This window comes from Anaerofustis stercorihominis (assembly GCF_024623185.1).
Classification (GTDB): Bacteria; Bacillota; Clostridia; order Eubacteriales; family Anaerofustaceae; genus Anaerofustis.
Window position 1 is genome coordinate 124,966 of record NZ_JANJZK010000001.1, and the last position, 13,897, is coordinate 138,862.

Sequence of the window (13,897 nt, forward strand, 5' to 3'; positions counted from 1 at the left end):
TTTTTTTATATTCACTTAAAGTAAAAATATACTTAAAACTTAAAAAAGTTAAAGTAGACCTCTAGCTTTTCTCAAATACGACAACATAAAGAAGTATAGTAATACTAAATTAAAGCAAAGGACAAGTTATATGAATACTGATAAACTTCCAAAGGAAATTATAGATATTCTGCCTGATGAAATACTTAAAGTTATTGATGAAGTAAATATAAATGATGAAATAGAAGAAATAAGATTAAGGCTTAACAGGAATATACATATAGTAGGTTCAAAGGAAGATATCTTAATTCCCTATGATGTAAAAAAAGAAGATATAGAAGGTATATTGAATTTAGCTACAAACTATTCTTTTTATGCGAGTGTAGATAGTTTGCTCAAAGGGTTTATTACAATCAAAGGCGGTCACAGGATCGGTTTTTCCGGAAGCGTGATAATGGAGGATAACAAAGTCATAGGTCTTAGAAATATCAATTCGCTTAATATAAGGATTTCAAGACAAATTATAGGTGCCAGTAATTTAGTTCTTAATTACATTTTAAATAAAGGAGAAGTCTACAATACTTTAATAATATCTCCGCCGAAAGTCGGTAAAACGACATTGCTTCGTGATATTTCCAGGGTAATATCCACGAATAAGGGCGATTTTGTTGGAAAAAGAGTTTGTATTGTAGATGAGAGAAAAGAAATCGCAAGCCTTCACAACGGAGTAAATGAACTTAATATAGGAGATAAAACCGATGTGCTTGAAGGGATAAATAAAAGCGACGGTATGAATATGCTGGTCAGAGCCATGTCTCCCGAAGTGATAATAACCGATGAGATAGGAAAAACAGATGATATTTCTGCACTCGAAAATTCTGTATTAAGCGGAGTTAAAGTAATATCATCAGCTCATGGTAAAGATATGAGAGATATGTTAAGAAAAGAGAATTTTGTTTCTATTATAAAAAAGAAAATTTTTAACAGATATATCTTCTTATCCATAGAACATGGAGAGAGGTATATAAAAGAAATTTATAACGAAAAGTTAGAGAGGTTAATGTAATGTATGTTAAATTACCGGGTATAGTTTGTTTATTTATATTTAGTATTTTATTTTCCAAAAGCATAACAAGGAAAATAAAAAACAGACTTCTTGAACTTGAAGAAATAAATAGGATTTTAAATGATTTTATAGTAAGCATAAATGTCGGTTTATATGATATTAATTTTCTTATTTCAGGGGCAATCAAAATCACAAAGACTACATATCATGATTTTCTGAGAGATGTAAAAACTACTATGTTAAAAAAAGATTTAAGTGATTTTTCTGCAATATGGTTTGAATGTTTAAGTAATTATAAATTCAACATTTCCAGAGAAGAAATGATTTTACTTGAAAATATCGGTGTAAGTTTATCTTTTAATGATAAAAACAGAATGGTGAAACAGCTTACTTTAATTCAGTCCGGTTTAGCAGAGGCTATAAAAAAAGCTAAAGAAGACAGAGATAATAAAGTAAGTTTATACGAAAAAATGGGGGTGTTGTTCGGCAGTTTTTTGGTAGTAATTTTTATTTAAGGAGAAGTAGATATGCAGATAGATATAATTTTTAAAATAGCGGGAATAGGTTTTATAGTAGCAGTTTTAAGTATAATTTTAAAGAAAAGTGACAGAGATGATATGGCGACTATGGTAGCTTTGGCAGGAATTATAGTGGTGCTTATGTTGGTAGTAAATATGGTCAATGACTTTTTCAGTACGGTAAAAACGATGTTCGGGTTATACTGATATGGATATTGTAAAAATAGCTATGATAGGGATATTGGGATCTGTTATAAGCCTATTTTTCATAAAAGATAATAAGGAGTATGCACTGTTTATTTCGATCATTGCAGGAATTATAATTTTAGGCTTTGCCATAAAATATCTTTATGCGGTCATAGATGTCGTAAATACATATTCTGTTAAAGCTAATGTGGACATGCTTAATATAAAAGCTATATTTAAGATAATTGCCGTTGCTTATATCGGACAGTTTTCAAGTGAACTTTGTTTAGACAGCGGAAATAAAACTTTAAGTACCAAGATAAGTTTCTTTACAAAAATAATGATACTATACTTTTCTCTTCCTTTGATCATAAGTTTATTTTCTTATATTGAGGAAGTGATTTGATGAAAAGAGTATTTATTTTAATATGTTGCTTTATGGTTTTCATATCTATTCCTGCTTTAGGATACTGTGAAAATAGGAGTGGGAATAATAGTGAACAGGATTACGGAGCATTAGTCGATAATGTGTATGAAAAGGGGCAGCTTTATAAACTGGATTTATATACCAATGACAATAATTTTTATGAACTTTTTAACTACGGTAACATAAAGGATTTTATAAGTGATGTTGTAAGCGGTAATTATTCCTTTGATTATAATGACTTTATAAATACTTTAAAAGATTTATTTTTTATGACATTAAGGGAAAGTATTTCAATTCTGCTGACTTTCATAGCACTATCTATATTTTTAAGTTTAATAAATCTGCTTAATACTTCATTTATGAATAAAGAGATAAGCGATGTAGCATTTTTTGGTATATATTTTGTTCTTGTAGCACTGATAGTTAAGACTTTCTTTAATATAGTCTCAGTTGCTTATTCTCTAATAAAAGCTATTACCGGATTTATGAATGTACTGCTTCCAATAATAATAATCCTTATGAACTTGAGCGGGAATATATTTTCCGGAAATATTATAAGTATAAGCTTAGTGTTTATAATCAATTTTTTTGCATCGGCTATGACTTATTTTGTTATTCCTACTTTAAGCTTTGGTTTTATCCTAAGCATTATGGACAACCTCTTGATCGATATAAATATTTCATATTTGGTATCATTCATAAAACAAGGTGTACTCTTTGTAATGGGATTGTTTTCGGTATTGTTTGTCGGTATTTTAAGTATTCAAGGCAGTTTGTTTGCATCTCTTGACAGTCTTTCCATCAAGACAGCGAAGTTTGCAGTAAGTAAGTTAGTTCCGGTTCTTGGGTCTCTTATATCAGACAGTGCGGATACTGTTATAGGTTTCGTTAAAGTGATAAAAAATTCGGTAGGGCTTATTGGAGTCTTGATACTTATTTCTCTTTTATTGATCCCTTTTATGCATATGCTTTGTTCCATAGTAACTTTAAAAGTATCTGCATTTTTGAGTGAACCTTTGACCGATCCAAGGGTAAGTAAAGCATTAAACGATGCTTCAACTTTTTTAAGTCTGATTTTCGCATGCTTCTTGGTCGTAGCTGTGCTTTTTATAATGCTGATTGGTATAATAGCGATGTTAGGAGGGTAGGATGGCTGATATTACAAAGAATTTTTTATATTTGATAATGGTAATAAGTATATTAAGGCTTCTTTCTCCTTCAAAGGAATATGATAAATATATTAAGTTTTTTATATCTTTACTTCTCGTGATATCTATTTTAACGCCTATATTGACCATAGTTAAAAAAGGTGAGTTTTCCTCTCTCTTAAACGATAGTTATGTGAGGATAGATACATTTGAAAGTCAGATCAATGAGGGAAAAATTGATACCGACAGCCTCATAATAGATGAATATAAAAATAAACTAAACGATAATATAAAAGGGATTATAAATAAGAAATATTATATAGAAAGTAAAGTAAGTGTAAGGATAAATGAGGATTCCAACAGCGATACGTACGGGGATATCAAAGAAATAAATATTACTTTAAATGAAAATGACATAAAAAAGAAAGATAAGATAAAAAGTTATCTAAGTAAAACATATTTAGTGGACTTAAATAATATAAATATTAAGACAGGAAGTGTAGAGTAATGGATAAAGATAAACTAAGCGGTATCATTAATAATTTTATTAAGGGTGAGGATAAAAATAAATCTTTGCTTATAATACTTCTGGTAATAGGACTTTGTTTAATATTATTTTCTTCTTTATTCTCGTCTTCAGGTAATAAAGATAAAAAAGAAACTTCAAAGGAATTATCTTCAAGCGAATATAAAACTAGCTTAGAAAAGAGTATTGAAGAAACATTGAGTAAAGTAAGCGGAGTAGGTAATGTAAAAGTTACTATAACTCTTGACGGAGAAATAGAAAAAAATATTGCATATAATGAAAGTAACTCTACAAGTACTTCCGGCAGCAGTGATGAAAATACTAATGACAGCAGTAATTCTTCAAAAGATGCGGTTATGGTAAGAGACGGTTCCAATGAAAGTCCGTTTACGACTAAGGATAAATACCCTGAAGTCGTGGGAGTTGTTATTGTGGCAAGCGGTGCGGGCAATAAGACGGTCCAGTATTACATAACCAAAAGTGTAGAGGCGTTACTTAGCTTGCCTAGTTATAAAGTGGTAGTTTTACCAAGTAAAGAAAATATATAAGGAGAATGGGGTCATGAATAAAATCAAGAAAAAAAATGCAGTTTTAGTGGGACTGGTTACATGTTTACTGGTTATCAGTATTGCTAACTATACATTGTTTTATAAGGGGGACAGCTCATCTGTAGCTAATGTAAATAACAATGAACCAAGCAATGCCACACTTGTTTCAAATATAAGCGAGGATGATGTATTAAGCGGCAACGCAGAATTGTCGGATGAATTTTTCAGTGAATACAGACTCAACAGAGACAAGATAAGAAGTCAAAACTTGGAAGCTCTTCAAAATATTGCAAAGGATTCTTCAGCTGATAAGAACATAGTTAAGGAAGCGGTTGAAGAAAGTGTAGCTATTTCAAAGTTGTCGGAAACTGAGCTTGTCGTAGAAAATCTAATTAAATCTAAAGGGTTTGATGATGCTATAGTGATTATACATGAAGGCTATGCAAATGTAATTGTGGATGCAGATGAACTAAGTCCCGCAGACGCTTCCAAAGTTCAAAATATAGTAAATAAAGAATGTAAAATAGATATTTCTAAAATAACCATTGCAACAAGCAATACAAAAAAGGACAATGACAGTAAAGATGATAACAATACTAAGACGGATACAAATGATAAAACAAAAGAAAATACTAGTGAAAGCAGTACAAGTATGAATAAAAGTATATAAAATGAGAAAAAATCTCCTTTTTTAATAGTTTTCTACAGAATACGACAAAATACGACTATGTATTATTTTATCATATTTACGAGATATTGGTAAAATTTGGTAGTATAATATATTATAAGATATCGGAGTTTAGTATGTGCATGGGAGGATAGATATGAGACCATTAAAAGCAAAAGTTAGTATAACTCTGGATGAGCAAATTATCAAAGATATTAAAAAGCTGGCAGAGTTAGACGACAGGTCATTTTCTCAGTATATCAATATTGTTTTAAACAAGCATTTACTGGAACGAAATATGGGTAAAAAGAAGAAGTCATAAAAAAACGCCTTAAGGCGTTTTTTTATTCCCTGTTTACCATATATATCCCTATACAAACCAGAATCAAAGAAATCAAACCAAGAATATTAAAGACACTTCCTTCCTTTAATAGTACCGCAGATAGGATAACACCGCATACCGGATTTAAAAATCCAAAGACTGCCACTTTTCCTACGGGATTGTATTTAAGAAGTATCGACCATAGGGAATAAGCAACAGCGGATATAAGAGCCATATAAATTAAAAGAAGTGTTGAATTCAAATTAAAACCGCTTACTTTACCTCCCATAAACAAACCTATTAATATCATTACTATCCCGCCTAAAACAAATTGATATCCGCTTAAAACGACAGGCTGTTCATTTTTTGAATATTCTTTTACCAGTATGGAAGATAATGCGTACATTACCGCAGACATAAATATAAGTCCTTCTCCGCTTAATTTCATACTTATATCCAAACTGGCACCGTTTAAATTGATGATAACCACGCCTATAAAACCTATGGTACATCCAAGCATTTTTTTGAATGTTAGATTTTCATGCTTTAATATCAAAGAAGGTATCAATATTGCTAAAAAAACATTTGAAGCTTCTATAATGGAAGCCTTGACTCCCTTTGTATTTGCAAGTCCCACATAGAAACAAACATACTGAAGAACAGTCTGGACCATTGAAAGCTTAAGTATAGATTTATAAGATCCTTTTTTAGGAATCAAAAGCTTTTTGGAGATGATACTTCCAAGAATAATAGCGAGAATTCCCGCAAGGGTAAATCTTAATCCCGCAAAAAGCATTTGACCGGCGGTATCCGCTGAAGTGATATTAAAAAGCCTATATCCTATTTTAATTGAGGGAAATGCACTTCCCCATAAAATGCAGCATATAGAAGCGAGTAAACATATTATTATCGGTCTTGTCAAAAATATTTCTTTTGTCTTATTCATATTTACCTCTCGATATAAAAAAGCCCTATTTATGGGCTTTATTTTTTCATTAAATAATTATATAAATCTCTTTTATTTAAATTGTTTTCTTTAGCTAATTTCTTTATCAACTCTTTAGGGTGTTCACCCTTTTGGGTTTCCATATCAAATATTTCTTTTGCTTCTTCTTTTGTAAGTAATTTTTTTTCTTCCTTATTTCCTTCCACCACAACGACAAATTCGCCTTTTATTTCCACATCACTTAACATATTAATTAGTTCTTTCGGCGTTCCTCTGTAAGTAGTCTCATGAAGTTTCGTTATTTCTTTTGATACAGCAGTTTTTCTGTCTCCCAAAACATTGTCGATAGATTTTAACATATCAATCAATTCGTAAGGAGAAGAATAAAAAATCAAAGTTTTGTCTAACTCTTTTAATGTATTTAATTTTTCTTCTTTTTTATTATTTTTCTTAGCTAAAAATCCAACAAATAAAAATTCTTCACTGTTAAATCCGGACAAAATAAGTGCAGGCAGTAATGCGTTAGCACCGGGTACTACTGTAAATTTTATATTATTTTCTATTAATGATTTTACAAGTATACTCCCAGGGTCTGATATTAAAGGTGTTCCCGCATCTGAAATCAAAGCCAAAGTCTTGTTTTCATTTATTAAGGAAAGAATATAGTCTATTCTTTCCTTTTCGTTAAATTTATGATAGCTTATCAGCTTATTTTTTATTTCAAAATGATTTAGTAACTTTATTGAGTGTCTCGTATCTTCACATAAGATAACATCGACTTCTTTTAAAACTTTTATTGCTCTGAAGGTCATATCTTCGAGGTTACCGATAGGTGTCGATACTATATATACTTTATCTTCCATATTATAAATATTGTTGTCTTATAATTGTATCTTCTCTGTCAGGTCCTACAGAAACGATACCGATTGGAACTTCGCAAAGTTCTTCCACCCTGTTGACATATTTTTTAGCATTTTCAGGCAGTTCATCAAAATCTCTGATTTGTGAAATATCTTCATTCCATCCTTCAAATTCTTCATAAACAGGTTCACATTCGCCGAGAACCGTAAGTTCTGCAGGAAAATCTGTGATTATTTCATCTTTGTATTTATATCCGACACAAAGTTTTATTTTCTCCATTCCGGTTAGAGTATCAAGTTTTGTAAATACTATACTTGTAAGAGAATTTACTCTTACCGCGAATTTAAGTATTACTGCGTCAAGCCATCCGCATCTTCTCGGTCTTCCCGTTGTAGTACCGTATTCATAACCTTTTTCTCTTAGATAGTCTCCGTCTTCATCGAATAACTCTGTAGGGAAAGGACCTTTACCTACTCTTGTTGTGTAAGCTTTGGCAATCCCGCATACATCGTCAATATAAGCAGGACCTATGCCCGAACCTATGCATGCTCCGGCTGCTGTTGGGTGAGATGATGTAACGTATGGATATGTACCGAAGTCTATATCGAGAAGTGTTGCTTGAGCACCTTCAAATAACACTTTTTTACCTTTTTTGATGTAATCATAAATAATAACTGTAGCATCAGCTACATACTGTCTTATGATATCCGCACATTTATTGTACTCATCAAAAATATCTTCAAATTTTAATTCTTCTCCGCCGTAAACTTCTACAATTTCTTTATTAACAGCTTCGAGATTGATTTTTAAATTTTCTTCGAATAGCGGTGTATCGATTAAATCACAAATTCTTATCCCGCTTCTTTTGATTTTATCCGTATAAGCAGGTCCGATACCCCTTTTTGTCGTTCCTATATCGTTTTTACCAAGTGATTTTTCGATCAGTTCATCAAGCACTCTGTGATAAGGCATGATTACCTGCGCTCTTTTGTCAATGATAAGTTTATCAAACTTGACCCCTTGTTCTTTTAAAGTGTTCATTTCCTTAACTAACCATGTAGGGTCAACTACCATTCCTGCGCCAATAATTGATGGTTTATCCTGGATAACACCTGAAGGAATAACATGTAACTTATATGTAATGCCGTTTGCTATAACTGTATGTCCCGCATTGTTACCGCCTGAACTTCTTACAACAATATCGCATCTATCTGTAAAGTAATCTGTTATTTTACCTTTTCCTTCGTCGCCCCATTGTGAACCGACTACTACTAAATTTCCCATCATAATACCTCCTAGTACTTTATAACGACACTTTATTTTACCCCATTTGGTATATATAATCAATACTAAAATCCTCATTTTACCTACTTTTAATGGTATATATCTGAATTTTCAGAACTTTAATGATTACCAAACATTTAATGTTATGATTTAGTTATTATGGTATAATTACAAATAATGAATGAAGGTGATATTATGAGAATTACTGTTTTAAATGAAAATATGGTATATAAAAAGAACCTTATAGCCGAGCATGGACTTTCTGCATTGATCGAGTTCAATAATAAAAAAATATTGCTGGATACCGGACAAAGTGACGTGTTCATAAAAAATGCAAAAACACTCGGTGTCGACTTAAATAATTTAGATGCAATCATTATTTCTCACGGACATTATGACCATGGGGGAGGACTTGATTATTTAAATGAAATAAATAATATTCCCAATATTTATATATCAACAAAAGCACTAATCCCGAAGTTCAGTATAAATAAAAAGAAGAATAAATATTATTTTAATGGAATTGATGTAGATGATAATATAAAAAATCACTTTCATTATATTGATGATAAAGAAGAAATTTTTAAGGGTGTATACTTAATTAGTAATATTCCTTATAGTAATGATTTTGAAAGTAAACCAAAAGGATTTTATATAAAGCAGAAAGATAAAATGTTACCTGATTTAATGTATGATGAACAAATCCTTGTTGTTGAAACTTCCAATGGTTTATCTTTATTTATGGGCTGCTCTCATATGGGCATAATCAATGCAGTCTCATATGTAAAAGATATATTTAAAGGTAAAAAAATTTATTCTTTATTTGCAGGTATGCATTTAATCAATGCAGATAAGAACAGGGTCGATAATACTATTGAAATGCTGAAAAAAGAGAATATAAATTATATCATGCCTTGCCATTGTACCGGATATAAGGTGTCTGCAAAAATAAGCGAAGAATTTAAAAATAGTTATATTGAAGTTCAGTGCGGAAGTGTTATAGAAATATAAAAAGGATACATATGTATCCTTTATTTTAATGAGACAATATTTTTTATCGCATTTTACTATTTTAGAATAATATATTTGATTTCATATCTAAATACATAATAAATATTTTTTATTATATCCTGTAGCATAGTGTCGCTAAGTTATTATATTTTAGTTTGTTATTTTTTTTACAGACCTTGTTCGTTACAGTTACAGTGCATTCTAATTTTTTTTACTGATTTTTATAAAATCTTTTTCAATAATGTTGCATTGTTTCCTACATATTCTTTTCTCTCTCTTATTTGTAGATTTTCTGTAAAAATTTAGTTTTCTTATGGTTTTTTTGATATAAATTTATTTGTATGTTTTATAATGATTTACGTTAAAATTATTTATCTCGTCTTCTTTTAATTTTATATTTTTATTATTTTAGTCATATTATTTAATATCTTCAATGCTTTTTCTGTTTCCGTCACTGTCAAAGGTATTTTTTAATTTCTTCTCCACATAAAATATGGGAAGAATCAATACAATCATCTCTGTAGTTTGAATTATCAGCGTTACTGTACTGATTATGTTTTCACTTCTATTTATAGTAAATAATGAAGCTATTATTGATAAAATCAGTAATACAAAACCTAATTTATGCCATATACCTCCGAAGAGTTTATGGGCATAGGACCAAGTATCTTTGTTTTTCATCGACATTGATGTTCTGTATCCGTAAGCCATATTTATGCTCTTAGGTGCATTCTTAATAAATAATTTACCGAAAATAATCATTATTATAGGTATCAATAAGTTCATGATAAACATGAATATCCAAAATTTCATCTCATATCCTTTTTATTTTATTATACTTAAAAAATGCAGATATAAATAAATATTTTATAAATGTTTTTTAGTTTTTTTCTTTCTTTTTATTGCTTCATTTTTATAAGTTTCAATCCTTTTTTCTTCTACTATCTTTTTGCTCTTGTCAGAATGATAATATATGAGCCCATATCCCACGGCGTCGTATGCATGGTCGTTTTTGTCGTCAGCGACTACTTCAGGATTTCCTTCTTCTTCCATTAAGTTTTTAAAGGTTTCTATGAAGGTTTTACATGACTTGAAAACCTGAAATTTTGCATACTCGGTATTTGTATTTTCATCTTCTATTGGTTTTAAGTACTCATGGAAAGTGCTTTTCCTAAGTTCTCTCGATGTTATAGCTTTTGTAAACGGAACGGTAAATCCTCCTTGTATATAATAGTCGATAAGGGTTTTTCCGCTTAAGTCCCTATGGTGTTTATTAAATGCGTCAAGACCTGCAACACATACTTCAATATCCTCTGTTTCTTCTTTGATTTCGCCATTTTCATCGACATAGGGTTTTGACATCATTTCCATTGCATTTTTTCCTTGCTCGGAATATGGAATTCTTATATCTGTGTGTTTTCTCGTGTACTCTCTGTAAAGATATACTATTCCGTCTTCGCTTATTGTAAACCATGCAAAGTAAAACGGGTCAGCATATCCGTTATCTACCGCCATCCACCTTACCCAGTGTTTAGGTATCTCAAAATCATCTATGACATGTATTTCTTCGTTAAATTCAGGGAAGGCTCTGCCCTCATATATATCCCAATCACCTTCTAAATATGCTTTTCTCTTTGCTTCGGGAAGGTTTTCCAGTCTTCTTATATATTTGGGGTCGTTTTCTGTTAAAACTTTATTGTCATATACTCTTGCCGGTATAAATTTTATTTTATTTCCGTTTTTTTTGTCTTCATATATTTTTTTACCATAGTCGGTAGATGTAATGTATCTTGCTTTTACCCATGCGTGACCTATATTTCCCGGGTTTGCTGTAGCTCTGAAAAATGTAGGGTATCCTTTTGGACTTCTAAGACATGACAGCAGTATTTGGACCCATTCTTCTTCAAAGTGAGTAAGTTCATCTATTCCTATGTAATCAATACTTCTTCCGTCGTATCTTATAGCGTCCTTATAATTTGATACAAACCTGAAAAATATTTTACTTCCATTTATTAGTGTTGCAGTTTTTTTTGAAGCATTATATTTATATATAATACTTGGAACTTTATTAAACCATTCACTTATTAAATTTGCTTCCAAGTCGTCATAGGTTTTTCTGAAAAGATATATCGTGCTCTTTTTATATATAAGAGCATATTTAAGTGCGTCCATAACCAAAGCACAGCTTTTACCTCCTCCTTTTGCTCCTCCGTATAATACTTCTTCCTCACTGCTTTTGTGAAAAATCTTTTGTTTATTATTTTCTTCATAATCTATCGTTACTTCTTTCATTTTATCCTCCTTATATTAGTAAAATTTTATCAAAATGGGTAAAATAAAAATTAATGAGTTTTTAAAGTTAAAAGGGGACAGAGAAGTGATTTCGGGCGCGGAATCTGCGTAAGCAGGCGTATTGCCCGAAGAGGTAAATCATGTTGTAAAGATACGATAACTGGAGTATAATTATTAAATAATTTATCTAATAGATTTAACAGTAATTTTTTAAATATTCTGAAAATATTTTATGATTTTTGTAAATAAATCAGGCTGAAATTTCGTATTTTTTAAATTAATACTCATTTGGTAGGAAATAATCTTTTTTTATGTAAAAGTATGTGATATACTATCTAAATAATAAAGATGTAAAATAAAGGAAATAACTTAATATATATAGAAAAGGAAAGGAATTAAGAAAATGTTAAAGCTAGAACATGTCAAATGGAAAGCAGAAGACGGCGAAGAAATAATAAAAGATATAGATTTAGATATTGAAAGCGGTAAACTTGTTGTTGTAACCGGACCGAACGGAGGAGGTAAGACCACTCTTGCAAAACTTATAGCGGGGATCGAACAAGTTACTTCCGGTAAAGTTATATTAGATGGTAAAGATATCACGAATGAAGATATAACCACTCGTGCAAAAGAAGGCATTGCTTATGCATTTCAGCAGCCTGTTAAGTTTAAAGGACTTACCGTAAGAGATATTTTAAAGCTTTCTGCGGGAAAAGACCTTGAAGAAGGGGAGGCTTGTGCTCTTTTAAGTAAAGTGGGGCTTTGTGCCGAAGAATATATTGATAGAGAACTAAATGACTCTTTATCCGGAGGAGAAAGTAAAAGAATAGAAATCGCGGGAGTACTTGCAAGAGATGCGAAACTTCTTATATTTGATGAGCCCGAAGCAGGTATAGACCTTTGGAGCTTCTCAAAATTAGTTGAAACTTTTGAAATTTTAAGAAAAAGAAATAAAGGAACTTTACTAATCATTTCTCATCAGGAAAGGATTTTATCCATTGCAGACGAAATCATAGTTATTTCAGGTGGAAAGGTCAGAGACATGGGAAGAAGAGAAAAAATCCTTCCTACATTGTTTAAAGAAGAAAGGGCAAATATGTGTCCGAAGGAAAAGGAGCTATAGATCATGAATAAGACAACAGAACAGATACTTCGTGCAGTTTCGGGTTTTACAGGCAAATTTGAAGGTGCATTTAATATAAGAGAAGACGGTAAATGTGCGGGAAGACAGTCAAGTAAAAATATTAAAATCGAATCTAAAGAAGATGGTCCCGGACTTATTATTCATATTAAACCGAATACAAAAGATGAAAAAGTTTATATCCCCGCTTGTGTAACGCACGGAGATGTAGATGACCTTGTGTATAATGATTTTTATGTAGGTGAAAATGCAGATGTAACGATTGTTGCAGGCTGCGGAGTCCATACCGATGACGGACATGATGCAAGGCATAACGGTATCCATAGATTTTTCCTTGAAGAAAATGCTCATGTATTATATGAGGAAAAGCATATCGCAACGGGAAAAGGCGTAGGGATTAAAAGAATAGACCCCATAACCGACGTAAATTTAAAAAAGGGTGCAGTACTTGAAATGGATACGATACAGCTTGAAGGTGTCGATAGTTCTATTCGTAAAACTAATGGAACTTTAGAAGAAGGTGCAAAGCTTATTGTCAGAGAACGTATAATGACGGACGGAAATGAAAAAGCACAAACGGATTTTGATGTAGTATTAAAGGGTGAAAATTCTAAAGTTGATTTGATTTCACGTTCCGTAGCTAAGGGAAATTCTTATCAGGAATTTAATTCTAAAATCAATGGAGAAACGAAATGTAAGGGACATTCCGAGTGTGATGCAATATTAGTAGATAACGGAATGGTATCCGCTTCTCCGTCGCTTGTTGCTTCTGATATTGACGCTGAACTTATCCATGAAGCTGCTATAGGAAAGATTGCCGGGGAACAAATCCTCAAACTTCAAAGTTTGGGACTTACAAAAGAAGAAGCGGAACAAAAAATTATTTCCGGCTTTTTAAAATAGTACTTACGAAAAGAGATGTAATATCATCTCTTTTTTTATTATTTTAAAGTTTTAGTGTAAATATAAGGCGTA

The 13,897-nt window shown here is 31.3% G+C and carries 17 protein-coding genes; 12 read left to right on the plus strand and 5 right to left on the minus strand.

Translation table 11 applies throughout. The annotated features are described in order from the left end of the window. Nucleotides 1–130: 130 nt before the first annotated feature. From spoIIIAA to NSA01_RS00720, 9 genes are all read left to right on the plus strand, one after another. Nucleotides 131–1,045 (plus strand): stage III sporulation protein AA, encoded by a 915-nt coding sequence (gene spoIIIAA, locus NSA01_RS00680; protein ID WP_257479610.1) that lies wholly within the window; start codon nucleotides 131–133, stop codon nucleotides 1,043–1,045. Further along, nucleotides 1,045–1,560: a stage III sporulation protein AB gene (locus NSA01_RS00685; RefSeq protein WP_257479611.1), complete on the plus strand. Its 516-nt coding sequence runs from the start codon at nucleotides 1,045–1,047 to the stop codon at nucleotides 1,558–1,560. Before spoIIIAA ends, NSA01_RS00685 begins: the two co-directional genes overlap by 1 nt. A gap of 12 nt (nucleotides 1,561–1,572) precedes the next feature. After that, complete coding sequence (gene spoIIIAC / locus NSA01_RS00690; protein ID WP_257479612.1) at nucleotides 1,573–1,770, plus strand: stage III sporulation protein AC; 198 nt, start codon at nucleotides 1,573–1,575, stop codon at nucleotides 1,768–1,770. A 1-nt stretch (nucleotide 1,771) separates the two neighbouring features. Then, on the plus strand, nucleotides 1,772–2,155 hold the full coding sequence (locus tag NSA01_RS00695; RefSeq protein ID WP_257479613.1) for a SpoIIIAC/SpoIIIAD family protein: 384 nt from the start codon (nucleotides 1,772–1,774) through the stop codon (nucleotides 2,153–2,155). Continuing rightward, nucleotides 2,155–3,324 carry a stage III sporulation protein AE gene (locus tag NSA01_RS00700; protein ID WP_257479614.1) on the plus strand — a complete coding sequence of 390 codons (1,170 nt, stop codon included), beginning with the start codon at nucleotides 2,155–2,157 and terminating at the stop codon, nucleotides 3,322–3,324. Before NSA01_RS00695 ends, NSA01_RS00700 begins: the two co-directional genes overlap by 1 nt. A gap of 1 nt (nucleotide 3,325) precedes the next feature. Continuing rightward, on the plus strand, nucleotides 3,326–3,832 hold the full coding sequence (locus tag NSA01_RS00705) for a stage III sporulation protein AF (RefSeq protein ID WP_257479615.1): 507 nt from the start codon (nucleotides 3,326–3,328) through the stop codon (nucleotides 3,830–3,832). Then, on the plus strand, nucleotides 3,832–4,398 hold the full coding sequence (locus tag NSA01_RS00710) for a hypothetical protein (RefSeq protein WP_257479616.1): 567 nt from the start codon (nucleotides 3,832–3,834) through the stop codon (nucleotides 4,396–4,398). Before NSA01_RS00705 ends, NSA01_RS00710 begins: the two co-directional genes overlap by 1 nt. Before the next feature lie 13 nt (nucleotides 4,399–4,411). Continuing rightward, nucleotides 4,412–5,068, plus strand: coding sequence for a SpoIIIAH-like family protein (locus NSA01_RS00715; protein WP_257479617.1), 657 nt, complete (start codon nucleotides 4,412–4,414; stop codon nucleotides 5,066–5,068). A 154-nt stretch (nucleotides 5,069–5,222) separates the two neighbouring features. Next, nucleotides 5,223–5,387, plus strand: a complete 165-nt coding sequence (locus tag NSA01_RS00720) for a toxin-antitoxin system protein (protein ID WP_257479618.1) — start codon at nucleotides 5,223–5,225, stop codon at nucleotides 5,385–5,387. Nucleotides 5,388–5,409: 22 nt separating this feature from the next. Here the strand turns inward: NSA01_RS00720 and NSA01_RS00725 are convergent, their stop codons facing one another. The 3 genes from NSA01_RS00725 to NSA01_RS00735 are packed head-to-tail and all read right to left on the minus strand — an operon-like array spanning nucleotide 5,410 to nucleotide 8,478. Next, a complete protein-coding gene (locus NSA01_RS00725) occupies nucleotides 5,410–6,333 on the minus strand; it encodes a DMT family transporter (protein WP_257479619.1) in 924 nt (307 codons plus the stop codon). A gap of 38 nt (nucleotides 6,334–6,371) precedes the next feature. Next, the gene (gene rsmI / locus NSA01_RS00730) at nucleotides 6,372–7,196 is read right to left on the minus strand and encodes a 16S rRNA (cytidine(1402)-2'-O)-methyltransferase (protein WP_257479620.1); all 825 of its coding nucleotides are present in this window, start codon (nucleotides 7,194–7,196) and stop codon (nucleotides 6,372–6,374) included. A gap of 1 nt (nucleotide 7,197) precedes the next feature. Continuing rightward, nucleotides 7,198–8,478, minus strand: coding sequence for an adenylosuccinate synthase (locus NSA01_RS00735; protein WP_257479798.1), 1,281 nt, complete (start codon nucleotides 8,476–8,478; stop codon nucleotides 7,198–7,200). A gap of 195 nt (nucleotides 8,479–8,673) precedes the next feature. On the opposite strand from NSA01_RS00735, the gene NSA01_RS00740 reads away from it, so the two are divergent. After that, nucleotides 8,674–9,489 carry an MBL fold metallo-hydrolase gene (locus tag NSA01_RS00740; RefSeq protein WP_257479621.1) on the plus strand — a complete coding sequence of 272 codons (816 nt, stop codon included), beginning with the start codon at nucleotides 8,674–8,676 and terminating at the stop codon, nucleotides 9,487–9,489. 417 nt (nucleotides 9,490–9,906) lie between these two features. Here NSA01_RS00740 and NSA01_RS00745 read toward each other — a convergent pair whose 3' ends face one another. Both NSA01_RS00745 and NSA01_RS00750 read right to left on the minus strand, forming a co-directional pair. Beyond that, complete coding sequence (locus tag NSA01_RS00745) at nucleotides 9,907–10,302, minus strand: SdpI family protein (RefSeq protein WP_257479622.1); 396 nt, start codon at nucleotides 10,300–10,302, stop codon at nucleotides 9,907–9,909. Between the two features lie 54 nt (nucleotides 10,303–10,356). Further along, entirely contained in the window at nucleotides 10,357–11,781 is a 1,425-nt protein-coding gene (locus NSA01_RS00750) for a terminase large subunit domain-containing protein (protein WP_257479623.1), read from the minus strand. 403 nt (nucleotides 11,782–12,184) lie between these two features. Between NSA01_RS00750 and NSA01_RS00755 the strand changes: the two genes are divergently transcribed. Further along, complete coding sequence (locus tag NSA01_RS00755) at nucleotides 12,185–12,904, plus strand: ABC transporter ATP-binding protein (protein WP_257479624.1); 720 nt, start codon at nucleotides 12,185–12,187, stop codon at nucleotides 12,902–12,904. A 3-nt stretch (nucleotides 12,905–12,907) separates the two neighbouring features. After that, the gene (locus NSA01_RS00760) at nucleotides 12,908–13,825 is read left to right on the plus strand and encodes a SufB/SufD family protein (protein WP_257479625.1); all 918 of its coding nucleotides are present in this window, start codon (nucleotides 12,908–12,910) and stop codon (nucleotides 13,823–13,825) included. The last annotated feature ends 72 nt before the right edge of the window (nucleotides 13,826–13,897 follow it).